Source organism: Dietzia sp., from assembly GCF_036741115.1.
In the GTDB taxonomy this organism is placed as follows: Bacteria; Actinomycetota; Actinomycetes; order Mycobacteriales; family Mycobacteriaceae; genus Dietzia.
Genome location: NZ_DAINST010000048.1, coordinates 1 through 20,410 on the forward strand (window position 1 = coordinate 1; position 20,410 = coordinate 20,410).

At 70.8% G+C, this 20,410-nt stretch carries 16 protein-coding genes; 8 read left to right on the forward strand and 8 right to left on the reverse strand.

All coding sequences use genetic code 11. The features are described from left to right. From V7E05_RS08785 to ehuA, 3 genes are all read left to right on the forward strand, one after another. A partial coding sequence (locus V7E05_RS08785; protein WP_333619288.1) for an ABC transporter permease subunit occupies positions 1 to 553 on the forward strand: 553 nt, incomplete at its 5' end. After that, positions 550 to 1,194, forward strand: coding sequence for an ectoine/hydroxyectoine ABC transporter permease subunit EhuD (gene ehuD / locus V7E05_RS08790; RefSeq protein ID WP_333619289.1), 645 nt, complete (start codon positions 550 to 552; stop codon positions 1,192 to 1,194). The genes V7E05_RS08785 and ehuD, both read left to right, overlap by 4 nt. 70 nt (positions 1,195 to 1,264) lie before the next feature. Next, the gene (gene ehuA, locus V7E05_RS08795; protein ID WP_333619307.1) at positions 1,265 to 2,026 is read left to right on the forward strand and encodes an ectoine/hydroxyectoine ABC transporter ATP-binding protein EhuA; all 762 of its coding nucleotides are present in this window, start codon (positions 1,265 to 1,267) and stop codon (positions 2,024 to 2,026) included. Between the two features lie 40 nt (positions 2,027 to 2,066). Here ehuA and V7E05_RS08800 read toward each other — a convergent pair whose 3' ends face one another. Then, a complete protein-coding gene (locus V7E05_RS08800; RefSeq protein ID WP_333619290.1) occupies positions 2,067 to 3,161 on the reverse strand; it encodes an NAD(P)-dependent alcohol dehydrogenase in 1,095 nt (364 codons plus the stop codon). A 167-nt stretch (positions 3,162 to 3,328) separates the two neighbouring features. Then, positions 3,329 to 4,231, reverse strand: a complete 903-nt coding sequence (locus V7E05_RS08805; RefSeq protein ID WP_333619291.1) for an SRPBCC family protein — start codon at positions 4,229 to 4,231, stop codon at positions 3,329 to 3,331. 116 nt (positions 4,232 to 4,347) lie between these two features. Here V7E05_RS08805 and V7E05_RS08810 point away from each other — a divergent pair, with 116 nt between their 5' ends. The 3 genes from V7E05_RS08810 (at position 4,348) to V7E05_RS08820 (ending at position 7,538) form a co-directional block, all read left to right on the forward strand. Beyond that, the gene (locus tag V7E05_RS08810) at positions 4,348 to 5,169 is read left to right on the forward strand and encodes a hypothetical protein (RefSeq protein WP_333619292.1); all 822 of its coding nucleotides are present in this window, start codon (positions 4,348 to 4,350) and stop codon (positions 5,167 to 5,169) included. Between the two features lie 202 nt (positions 5,170 to 5,371). Next, entirely contained in the window at positions 5,372 to 6,157 is a 786-nt protein-coding gene (locus tag V7E05_RS08815; protein ID WP_333619293.1) for a copper chaperone PCu(A)C, read from the forward strand. Continuing rightward, positions 6,147 to 7,538, forward strand: coding sequence for a Dyp-type peroxidase (locus V7E05_RS08820; RefSeq protein ID WP_333619294.1), 1,392 nt, complete (start codon positions 6,147 to 6,149; stop codon positions 7,536 to 7,538). The genes V7E05_RS08815 and V7E05_RS08820 overlap by 11 nt, the downstream gene beginning before the upstream one ends. Before the next feature lie 148 nt (positions 7,539 to 7,686). On the opposite strand, the gene V7E05_RS08825 is transcribed toward V7E05_RS08820, so the two are convergent. Together V7E05_RS08825 and V7E05_RS08830 are read right to left on the reverse strand one after the other, a co-directional pair. Further along, the gene (locus tag V7E05_RS08825; RefSeq protein ID WP_333619295.1) at positions 7,687 to 8,646 is read right to left on the reverse strand and encodes a MaoC family dehydratase; all 960 of its coding nucleotides are present in this window, start codon (positions 8,644 to 8,646) and stop codon (positions 7,687 to 7,689) included. 5 nt (positions 8,647 to 8,651) lie between these two features. Next, positions 8,652 to 10,001, reverse strand: coding sequence for a 3-oxoacyl-ACP reductase (locus tag V7E05_RS08830; protein WP_333619296.1), 1,350 nt, complete (start codon positions 9,999 to 10,001; stop codon positions 8,652 to 8,654). A 276-nt stretch (positions 10,002 to 10,277) separates the two neighbouring features. Here V7E05_RS08830 and V7E05_RS08835 point away from each other — a divergent pair, with 276 nt between their 5' ends. Next, positions 10,278 to 11,594 (forward strand): acetyl-CoA C-acetyltransferase, encoded by a 1,317-nt coding sequence (locus V7E05_RS08835; RefSeq protein ID WP_333619297.1) that lies wholly within the window; start codon positions 10,278 to 10,280, stop codon positions 11,592 to 11,594. A 371-nt stretch (positions 11,595 to 11,965) separates the two neighbouring features. Next, positions 11,966 to 14,416 (forward strand): VanW family protein, encoded by a 2,451-nt coding sequence (locus V7E05_RS08840; RefSeq protein ID WP_333619298.1) that lies wholly within the window; start codon positions 11,966 to 11,968, stop codon positions 14,414 to 14,416. Between the two features lie 95 nt (positions 14,417 to 14,511). On the opposite strand, the gene V7E05_RS08845 is transcribed toward V7E05_RS08840, so the two are convergent. The 4 genes from V7E05_RS08845 to V7E05_RS08860 form a co-directional block, all read right to left on the reverse strand. Further along, positions 14,512 to 16,350, reverse strand: coding sequence for an acyl-CoA dehydrogenase (locus V7E05_RS08845; protein WP_333619299.1), 1,839 nt, complete (start codon positions 16,348 to 16,350; stop codon positions 14,512 to 14,514). Between the two features lie 197 nt (positions 16,351 to 16,547). Beyond that, complete coding sequence (cydC, locus tag V7E05_RS08850; RefSeq protein ID WP_333619300.1) at positions 16,548 to 18,296, reverse strand: thiol reductant ABC exporter subunit CydC; 1,749 nt, start codon at positions 18,294 to 18,296, stop codon at positions 16,548 to 16,550. Beyond that, a complete protein-coding gene (locus V7E05_RS08855; protein ID WP_333619301.1) occupies positions 18,289 to 19,896 on the reverse strand; it encodes an ABC transporter ATP-binding protein/permease in 1,608 nt (535 codons plus the stop codon). Before V7E05_RS08855 ends, cydC begins: the two co-directional genes overlap by 8 nt. A gap of 113 nt (positions 19,897 to 20,009) precedes the next feature. Next, the coding region (locus tag V7E05_RS08860; protein WP_333619302.1) for a cytochrome d ubiquinol oxidase subunit II at positions 20,010 to 20,410 on the reverse strand (401 nt) is incomplete at its 5' end.

The window sequence follows — 20,410 nt, forward strand, 5'->3', positions numbered from 1 at the left end:
GTTCTGCGGGATCCTCGCGCTCGGTCTCAACTACGGCTCGTACGGCGCCGAGGTCGTGCGGGGTTCGCTCGCCGCTGTGCCGGCTCCGCAGCGGGAGGCGGCGATCGCCCTCAACTTCTCCGCCTGGCAGCGGCTGCGCCGCGTCGCGTTCCCGCAGGCGTGGGCGCAGATGATCCCGCCGCTCGGGAACCTGCTCATCCAGCTGCTCAAGGGCTCGGCGCTCGCCTCCTTCATCCTCCTGCACGACCTCAACTACGAGATCGTCGAGCTGCGCAAGAGCACGGGGGACACCCTGTTCTCCTTCGGGGTGGGGCTCATCCTCTACTTCGTCATCGCCTACGTGCTGACCCTCGCGATGAACCTCGTTGAGGCGCGGGCGAAGGCGCGGCTCGGCGCGGGGCCCTCGCTGCGCGAGGTCCTCCGCCTGCGGCCGGACACCGAGGCGTTCGGAAAGGCGGGCTCCGCCGGGGTCGGCGCAACGGCGGGCGGCGGGACACAGGTAGAGGTCGCGGCTTCCGGCGGGCGCCCGGCGCGAGAGGAGGCCGCGAAATGACCGTCCAATGGAGTTGGGAGCGGGCGTGGGAGTGCCTGCCGGTGTTACTCGACGGGTTCAAGATCACGCTGCTCGCCACCGTGCTGGGCTTCTGCATCGCCGCGGTGCTCGGCCTTGTGATCGCCATCGTGCGCCGCTCCGCCCCGCGGATCATCTCGTACCCCGTCCGCGGGATCGCCGAGTTCATCCGCCTCACCCCACTCGTCGTGCAGCTGCTGTTCGCGTACTTCCTGCTGCCGCAGTTCTCCGCGTTGCAGATCGGCATCGTCGTGCTCGGTATCCACTACTCGACCTACATGGCCGAGGTGTACCGCGCCGGCATCGGCGCCGTGCCCAAGGGGCAGTGGGAAGCGGCGCACGCGCTCTCCCTCCCGGGCGCGCGCACCTGGCGGGCCGTCGTACTCCCGCAGGCCATCCGCGCCACGGTGCCCGCGCTGGGGAACTACGCGATCTCGATGTTCAAGGACACGCCGTTCCTCTTCGTCATCACGGTGGTGGAAATGGTCACGGCCGCACAGCAATTCGGTGCCCGCACGTTCCAGTACCTCGAGCCGATCACGCTGGCCGGCGTCATATTCCTCCTTGCCAGCTACCCGACATCCATCCTCGTCCGGAAATTGGAGAAATCCCTTGCGTACTAGCGGAGAGAACGCCACGGAAGCGGCGCCGGAGGAGGGCGCGCCGGCGGCGGACGGGCGCGGCGGCGAGGAGATCGTGCGCTTCGCCGGCGTCGAGAAGCGCTTCGGCAAGCACGTAGTGCTCGACGAGCTCGACTTCGAGGTGAGGCGCGGCGAGCGCGTCGCTCTGATCGGCCCGAGCGGCTCCGGAAAAACGACGATCCTCCGGCTCCTCATGACGCTCGAGCCCGTGGACGGCGGCGTCATCTGGCTCGAGGGGAAGCCACTGACGCACGAATACAAGGGCGAGAAGCTGGTCAAGGCCTCGCAGAAACATCTCCGTGCCGCGCGCTCGCGGGTGGGCATGGTGTTCCAGCAGTTCAACCTGTTTCCCAACATGACCGTCCTCGAGAACATCACCGAGGCGCCGATCCACGTGCGCGGGCAATCGAAGGCCGAGGCGCAGGCGCGCGCCCGCGAGCTACTGGCGACGGTGGGGCTGGAGGACAAAGCCGATGCGCACCCGACGCAGCTGTCCGGCGGGCAGCAGCAGCGGGTCGCGATCGCCCGCGCGCTCGCGATGGATCCCGACATCCTGCTGCTCGACGAGGTGACGTCCGCGCTCGACCCGGAGCTCGTCGCCGACGTTCTCGGGGTGCTGCGGACGATCGCCGAGACGACGTCGATCACGATGCTCATCGTGACCCACGAGATGGGCTTCGCCCGCGACGTCGCCGACCGGGTGCTCGTGTTCGACGGCGGGAAGATCATCGAGGAGGGGACCCCCGAGCAGATCTTCACCGATCCGCAGGTGGAGAGGACGCGGGCGTTCCTCAAGGCGGTGCTCGGGCACTAGGGGAGCGCCCGGGGCGCGAACGCGCGCCCCGGGCGGTGGATCAGAACGTCGAGGCGTCGATGACGAAGCGGTAGCGCACGTCGGACTTCATCACCCTGTCGTACGCCGAATTCACCTCGGAGGCCGAGATGACCTCGATCTCCGGCGTCACGCCATGCTCTGCACAGAAGTCGAGCACCTCCTGCGTCTCGGGGATTCCGCCGATCATCGAGCCGGTGAGCACCCGGCGACCGTTGGCCAGCGAGAACGCGGATACGTCGAGCTTCTCGATCGGCAGGCCGATCTCGACGAACACACCGCGGTTGCGGAGCAATGCGAGGTACTTGTCCATCGGCAGGTTCGCGGAGACGGTGTTGAGGATGACGTCGAAGGAGCCGCGCAGGTCCTTGAGGTTCTGCTTCCCCTCGTCTCCAGACGTCGCGTAGTGCTCGGCCGCGCCGAACCGCAGGGAATCCTCGCGCTTCGACGTGGTCTGCGAGAGCACGGTGACCTCGGCGCCCATCGCGGCCGCGAGCTTGACACCGACGTGGCCGAGCCCGCCCATGCCGATGATCGCGACCTTCGTGTCGGGGCCGACGTTCCACCGGCGCAGCGGCGAGAACATCGTGACGCCGGCGCAAAGGAGCGGCGCGGCGGCGTCGGCGGGCAGCGACTCGGGGATGCGGAGGACCATGCGCTCGTCGATGACAGTCGCGGCGCTGTACCCGCCCTGCGTGATGGTGCCGTCGTAATCGGGGCTGCCGTAGGTCATCACGGGGCCGTTCTCGCAGTCCTGCTCCTGGCCGGCCTCGCAGGCGGAGCATTCGTGGCACGAGTTCGACATGCAGCCGACGCCGACGCGGTCGCCGACGGCGTAGCGCGTGACCTCGGAGCCGATGGCATCGACCCGCCCGACGATCTCGTGGCCCACGACCTGCGGGTACGTGGCCTGCGACCACTCGCTGCGGGCCGTGTGGATGTCGGAGTGGCAGATGCCGGAGTATTCGATGGCGATGCGAACGTCGCGCGGGCCGACTGCGCGGCGCGCGATGGTGGCCGCCTCGAGCGGGGCGTCCGCGGCGACGGCCGCGACTGCCTTGACGGAGTCGAGCGCGCCGAGGTCGTCGGCGCCGGGGAGGATCGTGGTCTGTGTCATTGGAAGTCTCCCTTGAAAATGCGTGGTGCGCGCGGTCTGCGCGCCGTGCGAGGTACTCGGCGGGCCCGCCGTCTAGTTGACGAGTCCACCGTCTTTCGCCCCAGCGAGGCTACTCCGGGTGCGGTCGCAGGCGGCAACACGTCTTTTCGCCCATGACGGCGGAAGCCCTACCCCAGCGACTCCACCCAGCGCGACCAGCGCTGCTCGTCCCAGGCCTCTGCGGCTGCGAGGTCGGGGGAGGCGACGCGGGCGCCGAGGGCGGAGTGGGTCGTGGCCTGTTCGGCGGATTCGCCTGCCGGGTAGCACTGCAGCGAGAGCGTTCCGGTGTGGGGCGCGGCGAGCGCGAACACGCCGGAGCCGTCGGCGATGCGGAGCACGGTGCCGGCGACGCGGCCGACGCGGCCCGCGGTGGAGAATGAATCGCCCGGGGCTGCCGAGGCCGAGATCCCGAGCGCCGAGAGCGCGGCGGCCCAGCGGTCCGTCACAGACCGGGCGGCCGGCTCGGCGGCGGCCGCGACGATGCGGACATCTCCGTCGGGGAAGGTATCGAGTCGGTGGGCGAGCGCGGTGAGCGACTGCGCCCAGCCCTCGATGGAGGGGGCGATGGACTCGCCGGCGAGGTGGGAGTCCTTGTCGAACCCGGAGCGCAGGGAGATGCGGGTGGCGCCGGCAGGGGAACCCGCGGCGGCTTCCGAGACCTCGAACTCCGTGATCCACGGGTCGACGGGCAGGCCGGGGCCCATCCAGTCGCGCTCGACGTAGGCGAAACGGCCGGGGCCGAATGCCGAGGGCGCGCGGTATTCGGTGATCTCGCCGCGCGAGGCGCTCTCTTCGGCCGCGGCGGTGCCCGGTTCGGAGACGGGATCGAGGTAGAGGGTCAGCGCGCCGCCGACCTCGGGCTCGACGGCTGCGGCGCAGAACCACGAGGAGATCCCCTTGCCGGTCGCGATCTCGCGGAACGCGCGCTCGGAGGGGACGGAGACGATGGTCTCGGCCTCGAGCCATCGCCCTCCCGCGGTGTCGATTCGGGTGGCGACGTCGGCGATCGGTCCGGCGGCGGGCTGGTCCATGGGGATCCTCGGGGTCGGCGCGGTCGCGCGACGGAACTGTCGCGCGGGGCGGGCGGCGGAGGGCGCGGGCCTTCGCCGATTCCCCTCCACGCTAGTCAAAATCCTAGGATGAGACCGTGCTCAGGTTCCCTCCCGGAGTCGCCCAGGCCGCGCACTCCGACAGCCTGCCGCGCCGGGCGCCAGTCGCTCCGGCGCTGTTCGGCGCATCGTTCGCGGTGATCGCCGCGCTCGCGGGTGCGTTCGCGCACGGCGCGGCGGCGCCCGAGGCCTTCCGGAACGCCCCGTCGTTCAACGCGCTTTTCCTCCTGACGGCGTTCGTGCTCCTCGGCGGCGCCCTGTCCGGGATCGCGGCGGATCGGATCCATGGGTTCGCCGCGCAGGCCGCAGAAGGCGCAGGCTGGACGCGCCGCGCCCTCGCGGCCGCAGCGATGGCGACGGGTCCGCGGGCCCTCGGTCTCCTCGCGCCCGCGCTGGCCGGGCAGTACCTCGCCCACACGATCCTCTCCGCGGATTCGGCGATCGCGGGGGCACTCGCGGCGCCGGCAGCGACCGCCACGGCCCCGACTCCCGGTGCCGCGACCTCTGCACTCCTCGCCGAGCACCCGGGGCATTCCGGACTCCACGGCGTCCCGGGGCCGCCCGGTCTTTCGGGGTACGCCGCGGCCCTCAGCAACGGCGCCGCCGGCTCTCACGCCGCGATGATCCTCCCGATGCTCGCCGCGCACGCCCTCGGCGTACTCGCGTGCCTGGCTATCTGTGCCCTCGCCGACAGGGCGCTGCGCTCGCTGTGCGAGCGGATCCTGCGGCCCGCCATCGCGCCCGCGGCTCCGCTCCTCGCCGCGCCGATCCCGAACCGGGCGCCCGTGTTGTCGCCCCGCGCCGCGATCGCCGGCGCCGGTCCTCGGGCCCCACCCCGCCTTCTCGCCCTCGCCGGATAGGCGAACCGCCGGCAGCGCCTCCGAGCCGTCCCGGCGAATCCCCGCGCGCCTGCGGGTGCCCACGCACCCACCGAGCAGCCCGGGGCTCCAGCTACAGACACCTCCGATCGACCCAGGTCGCGCGCCAACGCGCCGTGGCCGTATGCCTCCGCGCCCGCGACGCGACGTGTCCGGAATCGATCGCTCTTGAGAAGGAAGTCACATGAACGCCTCGATCAACGCTGCCCGGAATGCCTCCCGGACCAGCGCCGACCCCAGTCGCCTCAACCACGGCAATCGCCGCGCACGGAGGCGCGTCGCCGCCGCGCTCCCCCTGACGGTTGCTGCCTTCGCCCTCGCCGCCTGCGGTTCCTCGGACGATTCCGGCGCCGCGGGAGCCGCCGGTTCCTCGTCCTCCTCGTCTTCCTCGTCCTCGTCGACGGCGGATGCTGCAGATAAGGGCGCCACGGCGCCGAGCCTCGACAGCGCCTGGGTCAAGGCCACCGAAGAGGACATGACCGCCATCTTCGGCACGGTGGAGAACCCCAGCGACTCCGAGCTCACTCTCGAGTCCGTCGACGTCGACGTTCCCGCAAAGGCGGAGCTCCACGAGGTCGTGCAGCAGGCGGGGTCCGCCGTCATGCAGAAGGTCGACGGAGGAGTGAAGGTGCCCGCGAACGGCCGGCTCGCGCTCGATCCGGGCGGGTATCACATCATGCTCGTGAACATGAAGGAGCCGATCACGCCCGGCCAGCAGGTCACGGTGACCCTCCACTTCTCCGACGGCAGCACCGCCACGGCGAAGGCCGCGGGCCGCGCGTTCGAGGGCGCGAAGGAGAATTACCAGGCAGGCGCTGGCAGCGACGATGCCGCATCCGGTGGTGACGGCACCGGCAGCGGCGACAAGAGCGACATGGGCGCGGCGGGCGCCATGGGCGACATGTCCGACATGCCCGGAATGGAGGGCATGGACCACTCCGGCGGCGCGGGCGCACACGATGGTCACTGATCGCCGCGGGCGGGATTCGGCGAATGCGGGGGAGGACGCGCGGCGGCCGGTGATCACCGATCGTCGCCGCTTCCTCGGCGCATCCGCGGCTACGGCAGCCGTGGCCGCGGGGGCGGCGGCCGGCGGTGCGGGCCTCGCGGGCTGCGCCGCCGGCGAGGCCGGAAACACAGCCGGCAAACCCGCCGGCAACCCAGCCGGCGCCGCCACACCCAGCGCCGCCGCCGTCGGCGAATCCACCGTCCCGTTCCACGGATCTCGCCAGGCCGGGATCGCCACACCCCCGCAGGCCCATGCGCTATTCCGCGCCTTCGACCTGGCGGGCGCCCCGGCCAATCACGGGCTCCGCGGCTCGGACGGCGATTTCGCCGCGAGCCCGAAGGTGTCGCCGGCCGAGGCGAAGAAGTTCGCCGCGGCGCTGCGCGGGGTCCTGTCGGTGTGGTCCGACGACGCCCCGCGCCTCGCCGCGGGTAACCCCGGCCTCGCCGACATGGACCCAGAACTGGCGGAGAACCCCTCGCGGCTCACCGTCACGGTGGGCTTCGGGCCGCGCCTGTTCGACCTCATCGGAATGCCGGAGAAGCGGCCGAATTGGCTCTCCCAGCTCCCCGATTTCCGGATCGACAGGCTGGACCCGGCGTTCTCGGGCGGGGACCTCCTGCTGCAGATCGCCGCCGACGACCCGATGATCGTGGCGAACGCCTCCCGCCTGCTCGCCTCGACCGTGCGGAGACTCGTCGCGCCGCGCTGGGCGCAGCAGGGCTTTCGCCGCGCGGCGGGCGCGCAGACCGAGGGGCAGACCCAGCGGAACCTCTTCGGCCAGCTCGACGGCACGGTCCAGCCCGACACCTCGGGCCCCGCGGTCTTCTGCGGTCCGGACGAGGGGCAGGAGTGGATGCGCGGCGGCAGCGCGCTCGTGCTCCGCAGGATCGTCATGCACCTCGACACGTGGGAGGAGGTCGACCCCGTGCAGCGCGATCTCTCGCTCGGCCGCCGCCAGAGCACGGGCGCCCCGCTCACGGGCACCGACGAGACGGACCCCATCGACCTGCAGAAAAAGGACCGCGCGGGCCTCGAGGTCATCCCGCCGCAGTCCCACGTCGCGCGCGCCCACGCCCGGTCACCCAAGGAGTTGTTCCTCCGGCGTCCGTACAACTTCATCTCTGACGCCGGACGTGCCGATCCCGAAGCCGGACTCCTCTTCGCTGCGTACGCGGCGGATATCGAGCGCCAGTTCCTCCCGGTCCAGCGGCGACTCGCGGAGGCCGACCTGCTCAACACCTGGACCACGCCGACCGGATCCGCGGTGTTCGCGCTGCCTCCCGGAGTCGAGGACAACCAGGCGGAGAAAGGCGGATTCCTCGGAGACGGGCTGTTCGCGTAGTACGCCGTCACAGGCGGATCCCGCGCCCTCTACAGAAAGAGAGCCGCGTCCCCTTCCCGCGATGGGAAGGGGACGCGGCTCTCGTGTCGCCGACAAGCGTCGACCAGGGCCGACAAGCGTCGACCATGTCGGACCGGCACCGTGGTGCCTAGAGCTCCTCGATGGTGGCCGTCGCGAAGACATGGCCGAGCTTGCGCGGCTTGCGGGCGGTGATCGTCCACCCGGCCACGCTCGGCTCGACTCCGTCGATGACCTGCTCCTCGATCGATTCGCGGGCGTACACCGCGACCTTGGCGGGGAGCACGACGGGCTTGCCGAACTGCACCGTGTAGCGCGAACGCTCCGGGATGCGCCCCTCGACCGAGGCGAGGAGCGCCGCAGCGGTCCACATGCCGTGGGCGATGGTGTTCGGGAACCCGAACGCCTTGGCGCCGACGGAGGAGACGTGGATCGGGTTGCGGTCGCCCGAGACCTCGGCATAGGTGGAGATCTTCGCCGAATCCACCGAGAGCACGGTGGTCGGATCGCCGATCTCCGCCGCCGTGGGATCTTCCGGCTTCGGCGGGCGCGGGGCGTCCTTCGGCGGGGTCAGCGACGTGCGCCGCTTGTTGAGGAACGAGGAGACCTGGCGCCACGCCGGATCGGGCTCGCCCTCGGTGTAGACCTCCGAGACCACGTCGACGAGCAGTCCGCTCGGGTGCTCGCGGAGGTTCTCGGCCCACACGCGGAGGAAGAGCTCCTCGCCCACGACGAGCTCGCGATTCGAGGTGATCTCGTTGCGCAGGTGCACCGCGCCCATCGCGGGGAAGGGGAACGACTTGCTCGTCATCAGCTTCATCGCCACGGGGAACGTGAGGATAAAGGGATAGGTGAGCGGCAGGTGGCCGTCGAGGCGCAGGCCGGTGACCCGCGTGTACTCGGCGAGCTCCTTCGCGGAGACCGAGACCCCGGAGACCTCGTAACCCGTGGTGGGCATCGAATCGGCCTTGCGATTGGTGCCGACGACCGGCACCTGGTCCACCGCGGCCTTCCCATACATGCTGAGCAGGTTCGGGACCTCGGGGAGCTTCTCGAAGGCGATCTCGGTGTTGGTATCGGGAGTGCTCATACGGATCAGGCTCCGAGCAGGGACTGGCCGCAGACGCGGATCACGTTGCCCGTGACGGCGGCGGAGGCCGGGTTGGCGAAGTAGGCGATCGTCTCGGCGACGTCGATCGTCTGGCCGCCCTGCTGCAGCGAGTTGAGGCGGCGGCCGACCTCGCGGGTGGCGAAGGGGATCGCGGCGGTCATCTGCGTTTCGATAAAGCCGGGGGCGACGGCGTTGACCGTGATGTTCTTGGAGGCGAGCTGCTCCGAGGCCCCGTCGACGAAGCCGATGACGCCGGCCTTGGTGGCCGCGTAGTTCGTCTGGCCGCGGTTGCCCGCGATGCCGGCCATCGAGGAGACGCCGATGACGCGCGAGCCCTCGCCGAGGATGCCCTTCTCGGCGAGCTCGGCGGTGATTCGCTCGGGGGCGATAAGGTTGACGGCGAAGACCGAGTCCCAGCGGGCATCGTCCATGTTCGCGAGCGTCTTGTCGCGGGTGATGCCAGCGTTGTGGACGATGATGTCGAGCTTGCCGCCGTGGCGCTCGGTGACGTGCTTCGCGATGACCTCGGCGGCCTCCGGCGAGGTGACGTCGATGGGCAGCGAGGTGCCGCCGACCTTGTTCGCGGTCTCCGACAGGCCCTCGCCGGCTGCGGGGATGTCGCAGCAGATGACGTGCGCGCCATCGCGCGCGAGGACCTCAGCGATGGTGGCGCCGATGCCGCGGGCGGCGCCGGTGACGACGGCGACCTTGCCCTCGAGCGGGGTGTCCCAGTCGGCGGGGGCGGAGGCCTTGTTGCCGTCGACCCGGAAGACCTGCGCGTCGACGTATGCCGACTTGCCGGAGAGGACGAAGCGGATGGTGGACTCGGCGCCGGAGAGACCGGCATCCGCGTCTGCGGAGACGTAGACGAGGGAGACGGTGGCGCCGCGGCGCATCTCCTTGCCGAGCGAGCGGGTGAAGCCCTCGAGGGCGCGCTGCGAGATTCGCTCCTCGACAGAGGAGGTCTCGTCCGGCGTGGTGCCGAGGACGAGAACGCGGCCCGAGGGGGCGGCCTTGCGGATCAGCGGCTGGAAAAAGGCGAACATCTCGTGGAGGTCCTCGGGCTTGCGGGCGCCGGAGGCATCGAACACCAGGGCGCCGAACTTGCCGTCGAAGCCTGCCTCGGCGATCTCGTAGTCGCCCGAGAGCATCTCGCGGACGGGCTCGGCGAGGCGGCCCTCGCCGCCGACGAGCACGGGGCCCGGAAGTGCCGGCTGGCCCTTCTCGAAGCGGCGCAGCGGCTCCGGCTGGGGGAGGCCGACGCGGCCGGCGATAAACGCGCCGGGAGCAGAATGGACGAGCTGGGAGTACAGGTCGTTGTTGCCCTGAGCCATGAGGTGATCAGTCCTTAGATGGTCGATGTGTGTTCTTCGCCGGCCCCGGTGGTGTTGCCCGTGCGACAACCGGTGACTTCCACGGCTTCCGTGGTCTCGCACGGCGAGGTCGACAAGAACCTTACTCGTGAGTAACAATATCGTCAGATGCTTCTTTCGGCTACCTCTGCCCCGCGGCCGCCGGCCGCGCCGGGGCGGGGAACTCCGCCGTGAGGGGCGTGAATCTAGTTCAAGCTCGAGAACGCATTCCTCGCGATTCCATTGGAGAAAGAGAACATGGCCAACACCGCGCCTCGTAAGGTCGCCATCATCGGTGGCAACCGCATCCCCTTCGCGCGTTCGAACGGCAAGTACGCCGACGCCTCGAACCAGGACATGCTGACGGCCACGATCAACGGCCTCGCGTCCCGCTACAACCTCCAGGGTAAAGAGCTCGGGCTCGTCGTCGCCGGCGCAGTGCTCAAGCACGCCCGCGACTTCAATCTCACCCGCGAGTCGGTCATCGGTTCGGTTCTCGCGCCGAGCACCCCCGCGTTCGACCTGCAGCACGCGTGCGGCACCGGCCTCTCCGCTGCGGTCCAGGTGGCCGACGCCATCGCCATGGGTCGCATCGAGAGCGGCCTCGCCGGCGGCTCCGACACCACCTCCGATGCGCCGCTCGCCGTCGGAGACGACCTCCGCAAGACCCTCATCAAGGTCTCGGCCGCGAAGACCACGCTCGACCGCCTCAAGCTCCTCGGCGAGATCCGCGCCTCGGGCCTCGTCCCCGAGCAGCCGCGCAACTCCGAGCCGCGCACCGGCCTCTCGATGGGTGAGCACGCCGCTATCACCGCCCGCGAGATGGGCGTCACGCGCGAGGCCCAGGACGAGCTCGCCGCCACCTCGCACCAGAAGCTCGCCGCCGCCTACGATCGCGGCTTCTTCGACGATCTCGTGACCCCGTACCTCGGCGTCCGCCGCGACGACAACCTCCGTCCGGACTCCAGCGCGGAGAAGCTCGCTAAGCTCAAGCCGGTCTTCGGCGTCAAGGACGCGGCGGCCCACGGCACCGAGGCGACGATGACCGCCGGCAACTCCACCCCGCTCACCGACGGTGCCTCGATGGTCCTCCTCGGCAGCGAGGAGTGGGCGAAGGAGAACAACCTCCCCGTCCGCGCGTACCTGGTGGACTCCGAGACGGCCTCCGTCGACTTCATCCACGGCCACGACGGGCTCACCCCGGACGGCCTCCTCATGTCCCCGACCTACGCGGTTCCGCGCCTGCTCGAGCGCAACGGCCTCACGCTCCAGGACTTCGACTACTACGAGATCCACGAGGCCTTCGCCTCGCAGGTGCTCGCGACTCTCGCCGCGTGGGAGTCCCCCGAGTACTGCAAGCACCGTCTCGGCCTCGACAAGCCGCTCGGCTCGATCGACCGCTCGAAGCTCAACGTCAACGGTTCGTCGCTCGCCGCGGGGCACCCGTTCGCCGCTACCGGCGGACGCATCCTCGCCTCGATCGCGAAGCAGCTCGAGGAGAACGGCGGCGGCCGCGCCCTCGTCTCCATCTGTGCCGCGGGTGGCCAGGGCGTCACCGCGATCGTCGAGCGCTAGCTCGAAGGCGCGTTCGCGCCGATCTTCAGGGGCCCTTCCCGGCCGTGTGCCGGGGAGGACCCCTTTTTTGTGTCGCACTGACGCCCGCCACGGGTCCCGCGCAGTGCTCGCCACGGGCCACACCCTCCACGGGCTCCGCGCGCGAAATCCCCAGCAAGGCGCGCCGCGTTGCTAGTGTGGCTAATGTTACTTATGTGACAGAATTTCCCTGAGTATCTCCAGCGGCGTCCCGGGACGTCAGGGGAACCACAGTAGAATTGCGCACACGTCGTGCTGCGTACGCAGCACAGTCGCCGCCGTTGGCGGCGCCCACGAACCGGACTCGCAAGGGACCGGTTCGTAGGGGGGATTTCGAGACGGAGGTACGGAACGTGGTCAATGGCCGCGAGCCACAGCCCGGGCAGTTCCGGCCCGCGTGGGGGCTGCCGGGACACTTCGGTGTCGGCGGAGCGCCGGCAGGGGGCGCGGGGGGCGCCTCCGCCGCAGAAGGTATCGGGGAGAGCACGGGCCGCCACGCGAAGGTCTCCAACGCTTCTGACGGCGCACGTCCCACCTCCCGCCACGGCCGCGAGGAACCCGCAGCCGATTACGGCGACTACCGCGCGTGGTCCGAGTCCGGAGCGCCCGGCACCGCCGGGCACGGGGGAGGACAGCACGCCGCGGGCGTCGCTGCCGGTGCCGGCGCGGCCGGAGTGGCCGCAGCGTTCGGGGCGGGCGCGGCCGCAACCGGATCCGCGGGGCCGGCCCACGGGGACAAGGGCCAGTCGGCGCAGCCCGGCCAGCCGGGTCAGCCCGGACAACCCGGCGCCCCGAATCCCTCGCAGCCCGGCGCCCAGCCCGGCCTCTACGGCGATCCGGGGCAGCGCGCCGATTCGCTGGAGTACGGCGACCCCGATGCAGCCCCCGGCGCCACCCGTGCGCCGCGTTCCGGCCGCCTCGGCCGGGCGAAGGACCGCCTGCCGTCATGGCTCGACCGCCGCAGGGCGGCGTATATCGGCGTCGGAGTGTTCATGTTCCTCGCCGTCATATACGGGGTGGACATCGCCACGTCGATCGGGAAGGTCCCGCGCGGCACGGAGATCGCCGGGGTCTCGGTCGGCTCGATGAGCTACGGAGACGCCGAGTCGAAGCTCGTCGATTCCCTCGGTCCGCGACTCACCGATCCCGTCGCGCTGCGCGCCGGGGCGGTCTCTACCTCGCTCGATCCGCAGAAGGTCGGGCTGAGCGTCGACTGGAAGGGCACCCTCGACCGGGCCGGCGAGCAGCCGCTCAATCCGTTCACCCGCTTCATCTCCCTGTTCCGTTCCAACGAGGTAGGCATCGAGAGCCACATCGCCGACCAGCGGCTCACCACATACCTCGAATCGCTCGGGCGGCAGGCGAACCTCGAGCCGCGGGAGGGCGCGGTGTGGTTCGACAAGGCAGACGTCAAGTCCGTCATGCCGCGCGACGGGCAGAGCCTGCGGGTCGAGGACTCGCGCCAGGCCGTGCTCGAGCACTGGCTCGACGAGGGTGGCGTCGACCTCGCCGTCGACTTCTCGCCTACGCAGACCAAGGCGGATCAGGTCAACGAGGTGGTGCAGAAGATCGCCGAGCCCGCGGTGAGCGCACCACTCGACATCGTCGGCTCGCACCTCCTCGAGGACGGAGCCGAGCCGCCGAAGAAGGACGTCGAGCTCACCGCCTCGCCGAGCGCCGGGGACGGGGCCGAGAAGCCGAAGACCACGAAGGTCAACATGGTCCCCGCCGACGATCCCGCCGCCGTGAACGTGCAATTCCCCCTTGACCGGATCGGCGAATACCTGTCCTTCGAGCAGCACGGGGACAAGATCGAGCCGATCTACAACGCCGAAGCGGCGAAGGGGATCCTCACCCCGCTGCTCGAGACCACGCAGGCCGAGGGGCGCGACGCGGGCTTTACGTTCTCCGGCAACACCGTGACCGTCGAGCCGGCCGTGATGGGCCGGACGATCCAGTGGGGCCCGCTGCTCGGCAAGGTCCAGTCGGGCCTGCAGGACCGTGGTCCGCGGACGGTTCCGGTGAGCTACGAATCGCAGCCGCCGGCGCTCACCACGGACGAGGCGAACAAGGCCGGCATCCGCGAGAAGGTCGGCGAGTCGACGATCAACGTTCCGCCGGGGGCCGCCGCGCAGCGGATGCTCGCGGATATCAATGGCCATCTCGTCAAATCCGGCACCTCCGCCGACCTGACGGCGCTCACCTCCCCCGTGTCGGGGAGCGAGGGCGCGGACGCCGTGGCGACCGCGTTCTTCAACGCCGCCTACGAGGCCGGGATGTCAGGGCTGCAGCGGACGCCGCGCGGTGTCGAATCGACGGATTTCCCCACGGCTCGCGACGCCTCGGCCGCGTCCTCGGTGGCGTTCCACGACCAGCAGGATTCCGGTGTCGTGATCGAGGCGTTCACCTCGGGCAACAGCGTCACCGTCCGGCTATGGGGTACGGCCCAGTACGAGGTCGAATCGCAGGAGCAGCCGCGGACGAACGTCGTCCGGGCGGGCACCAAGACCGAAACCACCGAGGGCTGCCGCCCGAGCCCGGGCAAGGACGGGTACACCGCGCAGGTCACGCGCATCGTCAAACAAAGCACGCGCGAGGTATCCCGCGACGATTTCCGGAGCACATACCCCCCGGTCGACGCGATCGTCTGCGCCGCCCCTCCGCGCGAGAACAACGGCGACCGCGGCGGCGCCTCGGGCACGAGCGAGCCCTCGCCCTCGCCGTCCGCTCCCGGACCGGGGCCCGCCCCGGTGCTCCCGGAACTCCCCAAGGAGATCCAGGACTTGCTCAACGGCGGGCGATAGACTCAGCCGAAATGGCAACCGCCCCGCGGACCGGATCCGGTCCGCGGGGCGGTTTTCATGCGTGCTACCAGTGGAGTCCGACGGACTCCCGGTAACTAGAACGCGGCCTCGTCCATTTCCATGATGTCGAGATCGATGGAGTCGACGATCGAGCGGGTCTGCTGGATCGCGGGGAGCTCGTTGCGCGCGAACCACTTCGCGGCCTCGACCTTGCCGGTGTAGAAGGCCTTGTCATTGCCGGTGGCCGAGTCGAGGGCGCCGAGCGCGACCTCGGCGCCCACGAGGAGGCGCCACGCCATCATCAGGTCGCCGAACGCCATGAGCAGGCGCACGGAGACGAGGCCCACCTTGTAGAGGTTCTTCGGCTCCTCCGCGGCGCCCATCGAGTACTCGATGGCCTTGCCGACGATGGCCTCGAACGCCTCGACGGACTCGGCGAGGATCGTGCGCTCGCGCTCGAGCTTGCCGCCGACCTTGTCGTTCTCGAGGAACTTCTTGATCTCGGCCGAGATGTGGCCGAGCGCCTTGCCCTGGTCGCGGGCGATCTTGCGGAAGAAGAAGTCCTGCGCCTGGATGGCCGTGGTGCCCTCGTAAAGCGAGTCGATCTTCGCGTCGCGGATGTACTGCTCGAGCGGGTAGTCCTGGAGGAATCCGGAGCCGCCAAAGGTCTGGAGGGACTCGGTGAGCACCTCGTAGGCGCGCTCGGAGCCGACGCCCTTGACGATCGGGAGGAGCAGGTCGTTGACCCGGAAGGCGAGGTCCTCGTCGGCGCCCGAGACGCGCTTGGCGACGCTCACGTCCTGGTGCGCGGCGGTGTACATGTACACCGAGCGCAGGCCCTCGGCGAAGGCCTTCTGGCGCATGAGCGCGCGGCGCACGTCCGGGTGGTGCGTGATGGTCACGCGCGGGGCCGTCTTGTCGGTCATCCGCGTGAGGTCGCCGCCCTGGACGCGCTCCTTGGCGTACTCGAGAGCGTTGAGGTAGCCGGTCGACAGCGTCGAGATGGCCTTCGTGCCGACCATCATGCGGGCGTGCTCGATGACGTCGAACATCTGGCGGATGCCCATGTTGAGCGAATCGCCGATGAGCCAGCCCTTGGCCGGGACGTCGTGCCCGCCGAAGGTGACCTCGCAGGTAGCGGAGACCTTGAGGCCCATCTTGTGCTCGACGTTGGTGACGAAGACGCCGTTGCGGTCGCCGAGCTCGCCGGTCTCGAGGTCGAAGTGGAACTTCGGCACGAAGAACAGCGAGAGGCCCTTGGTGCCGGGCCCGGCGCCCTCAGGGCGTGCGAGAACGAGGTGGAAGATGTTCTCGAACATGTCGTCGGAGTCACCGGAGGTGATGAACCGCTTGACGCCCTCGATGTGCCACGAACCGTCGTCCTGCTGGACGGCCTTGGTACGGCCGGCGCCCACGTCGGAGCCGGCGTCCGGCTCGGTGAGCACCATGGTGGCGCCCCAGCCGCGCTCGACGGCGATCTCGGCGCGCTTGCGCTGTTCGTCGTCGGTCGAGTTCTTGAACGCGACGTGGGCGAAGGCAGGCCCCGCTCCGTACATGAACACCGCGGGGTTGGCGCCGAGGATCAGCTCCCCGCGGGCCCAACCGAGGGCGCTGGGACACGGGGTGCCTCCGAGCTCGTCGGCGAGGCCCATGGACCAGAAACCACTGTCCATGTAGGTGGCCTGCGACTTCTTGAACGACTCCGGGATCGATACCGTGTGCTCGTTCGGGTCGAAGACCGGCGGATTGCGGTCGGCGTCGGCGAACGACTCCGCGATGGGGCCCTCGGCGAGCGAGGCGATCTCCGAGAGGATCGCCTTGGCGGTGTCGGTGTCCATGTCGCCGAACTCGCCGGCGTCGAGGGACTCGTTGATGCCCAGCACCTCGAAGAGGTTGAACTCGAGATCGCGGACGTTGCTCTTGTAATGACCCATACGAAGGTTCCACTCCTGGTCGGTTCACGTGGGCTGCCGGGCGGACCGCGCACGGCGGGCGGGCGCAGCTCGGCAACTCCTTACACGGGGCAACCCTAGTCCGCGCCCGCCCTCGGCGCGAAAGTGAGGAAGGCCTCAGAAAATCCGCCCTACCAGCAATATCGAAGAAGTTCTCATGTTTGGTTCGCCCTGCTGCACTACCGCTGCCCGTGCCGCGCGCTCTCCCTCTCGGACCGCCACGCCTCGGGGTCGTGGCGCACCATGACGATGGTGCGGTCCGGCCGCGCCCCGGGAAGTGTCGCACGTTCGAGGAGCTCGAGGATTTCGCTGCGCCCCTCGCGGTCGAGGTTCTCCGTGGGCTCGTCGAGAAGGAGCACGGGGGCGTCGCTGAGCAGGGCCCGCGCGAGTAGGAGGCGGCGCCGCTGACCGCCGGAGAGAGCCGCCGCGCCGCCGGTGAGGACCTCGGATAACCCCTTCGGCAGCCCGTCGAGCCACGGACCGAGGCCCACGGCGTGGAGCACCTCGGCCATCGCCGAGTCGCGGGCGGCGGGCGCGCCGAGAGCGAGGTTGTCCCGCACGGTCGTGGCGAAGACATGGGCGTCCTCGGTGGTGAGCAGCACCAGCGGAGACGGTCCGTCATTGCGCCCGGCGGACGAGATCTCCTCGCCGTCGACGAGCACCCGGCCCGTCAGCGGTGGGAGCAGCCCCGCGATGGTGAGCAGCAGCGTCGTCTTCCCCGAGCCGTTCGGCGCGACGATCGTGCGTCGCGCGCCGGCGGGGATCGTCTCCGAGCGCGTGCCGAGCGGGCCGGTCTCGGGCCATCCCCACGTGAGCCCGTCGAGCACGAGCTCTCCGGCCCCGCGCGATCTGGTCCCGCTCCCGGCTCCGCTATTCGCCTCGCCGCCCGCCGGGCTCGGGCTCTTGTCCCCACCTATGACGGCGGAGGCCGCGTTCCCCCGCGCCGAGCCCAGCTCCCGGATCCGGGCAATGGAGCCGCGAGCCCTGGCCCACGTTGTGGCGGCGGCGGGGAGAGCGTCGGTCGCCTCGAATGCGGCGAGCGGGAGCAGCACGAGGACACCCACCCACTGCGCCGAGTGGTCCCCGGCGCCTGCGACGGCGATCGCCGCGATGAGTAGCGCCGAGAGCACTCGCCCGGCGACAGAAGCGGCGGCGCCGGCGGCCGCTCCCGAGGCGCCGAGCCCGTCGGCGCGGGCAAGGCCCTGAGCGGCGGCGGACGCTTCGCGGTTGGCGTCCGCGCTCTCCCCGCGGAAGCGGAGCTCGCCGCGGTCGGCGAGCACCCTGTCGATCGCGGCGGACCAGCGGTCCCCCGCGAGTGCGCGCTCGTCCTCGACCCTGTGGGCCGAGCGGGAGGTGAGCCACGGTGCCGCGACCCCGGAGACGAGGAGCCCGGCCGCGAGGAGCCCGGCCGCGGGAAGCGAGAGGAGTGCGAGGAAGGCGACGGCGAGCGCGGAGGTCACGCCGGCGACGCCGGCGGGGATGAACACCCGGACGACGGCGTCGCCGAACTCGTCGACGTCGGAGCCCGCGCGCGCGAGAAGCGTTCCGCGGTCGAGCGCCGCGAGGCGGCCGGCGGGAAGCGCGGCGAGCCCGGAATACATGCGGACCCGCGCTTTCGCGACCGCCCGGAGCGCGATGGAGTGGCCGAGCACCCGATCCAGGTACCGGAATGCCGCGCGGGAGATGCCGAGTGCGCGGACCGCCGTCACAGCGAGGGTGAGTTCGAGGACCGGTGGCTGCTCCCACGCGCGGGTGATGAGCCACGCGGAGACCACCGTGAGCGTGAGTGAGGCGAGGAGCGTGAGCACCCCGGCGGCGACGGGGAGCACGAGGTTGCGGGCGCGCACGCCGGTGATCCGGGACAAGTCTCGCAGCTCCGCGCGCGTGCCGCCGGCCGGCCCGTTCCTCGTCGCGTCCGGCTTATTCATGGCGGGCCTCCGCGCTTGAGGTGCCGCTTGTTCCGGCCTCTCCGGCCTCTCCGGCCTCTCCGGCCTCTCCGGCCGTTCCGGCCACGCGGACGACCCGGTCGGCCGCGGCGAGCAGCCGTTCGTCGTGGCTCGCGGCGACGACGAGCCGCGCGGCGGCCGCGGAACCGCGGAGCCGGGCGATCACGGCATCGGCGTGGGCGTCGTCGAGGTGCGCGGTGGGCTCGTCGAGCAGGAGGATCGGGCGCTCCCTCCGCAGCTCCGAGTCGAGGGCGGCGAGTCGGCGGCGGCCGGTGGAGAGTGCGTCGGTCGGGGCGATCGTGTCGCCGGCCTCTGGCGATTGGGGCAGCCAGGCGACGGCGGCGTACAGGGGCTCTCCGCTCAGGATGGTTCGGTCGGCGCCGGAGAAGCAGGCGGTCCCCGTCACTCCGTCGTGGAGAAGGCCGAGCGCGGCGAGGAGCGCGGAGCTCTTCCCCGCGCCGTTGGGCCCGGTGAGGACGCCGAGCTCCCCGGGCTCGAAGCGGGCGGTGAGGCCCGCAGGCGCGGCGCCGTCGCGGCCGGCGACGGAAAGCCCCGAGAACTCGAGCGCGTACGGAGCGGCGGCGGACCGGTCGGCCGGGACGGGGCTGGGCTCGTCGAGCAGAGAGAGCACTGCAGCCGCGCCCTCGACGCCTTCCTGGGCCGAGTGGTACGCGGTGCCGAGCGCGCGGAGCGGCACATAGACCTCGGGGACGATGATGAGCACGCAGAGCCCGGCGGAAAGGCTCATCTCACCACCAACGAGGCGCAGGCCGATGCCCACGGCGACTAGCGCCACCGAGAGCGTGGCGAAGAACTCGAGCACGGTGCCGGAGAGGAACGCGATGCGCAGCACGCGCATCGTCGAGGAGCGGTGCGATTCGCCGAGACGCTCGAGCTCGCGGACGGGCGTGCGCGCCCGGCGGAACGCGCGCAGGGTGGGCAGGCCCTCGACGAGGTCGAGCATCTGCCCGGTGAGCACGTGGAGCCCGCGGAGCCGCTTCTCCGTGCGCCCCTCGGTGAGCTTCCCGATGAGCACCATGAAGATGGGGATGAGCGGCAGCGTGAACGTGGCGATGAGCGCCGACGTGGGGTCGAGGAAGCCGAGCACCACGAGGACCGTGGGGATCGCGATGCACGTCGAGGCGAGGACCGGGAGGAACGAGCCGAGGTACGGCGCGATGCCGTCGAGGCCATCGCCGAGCGCCGTCCGCCAGCGCGCGGCGTTGGCGGTGCGCGTGCGCACGTCCTGCCGGGACAGCTCGGCGACCGCCTGAGCACGGAGGTCGGCGATGATCCCCGCCGCCGCGAGATGGGCGCTGCGCCGCTCGGCCCAGGCGACGGCGAGCTGCGCCAGCGCCGGGAGGCCGAGCGCGAGGACGAAGACCCACGCCGGTGGCGTGGCGACGCCGGACTCAATGGCGCGCGAGGCGATCTGCCCCACCGCGAGACCGAACGCGACGACCGCGATCGTGCGCGCGACGGCGAGCGCGGCCGCCAGGGCGATCCAGCGGCGCGCGGGCCGCGACAACCTCAGCAGGCGCGGGTCGACGGGCGCGCGCGAGGGCCTCGCGGGCGTCGGCATCCCAGGCGACACACCTTCCGGCGACCCGGCGTCCGGCGTCAATGCGTCCGGCGACCGGTCCACCGGCGAGTCTGCTTCTGACGACACTTCGGTTGCTGTCTCTTCGCCCTGCGCTACGCGGCCTCGGCGAGCTCCACGGGGTCGGCGGAGATGCGCTTGCTGAAGACCCAGTAGGTCCAGCCCTGGTACAGGATGACGACAGGGGTGATGAACGCCGCGACCCACGTGAGCACCTTGAGCGTGTACTCACCCGACGCGCCGGTGTAGATGGTGAGCGCGAGGGAATCGTCGATGGAGCTCGGCATGAGGTCCGGGTACAGCGAGCCGAAGAGCAACGCGGTCGTCGCGAGGAAGGCGATGGAGGTGCCGAGGAAGGCGATGCCGTCGCGGTGCCGGACGATGCCGGAGACACCCGCCGCGACGCCGAGCACGCCGAGCGCGAACGCGGCCCACGTCCAGTCCTTGCCGTGGGCGAGCTGGGTCCACAGCAGCAGGGCGACACCGGCGACTGCGG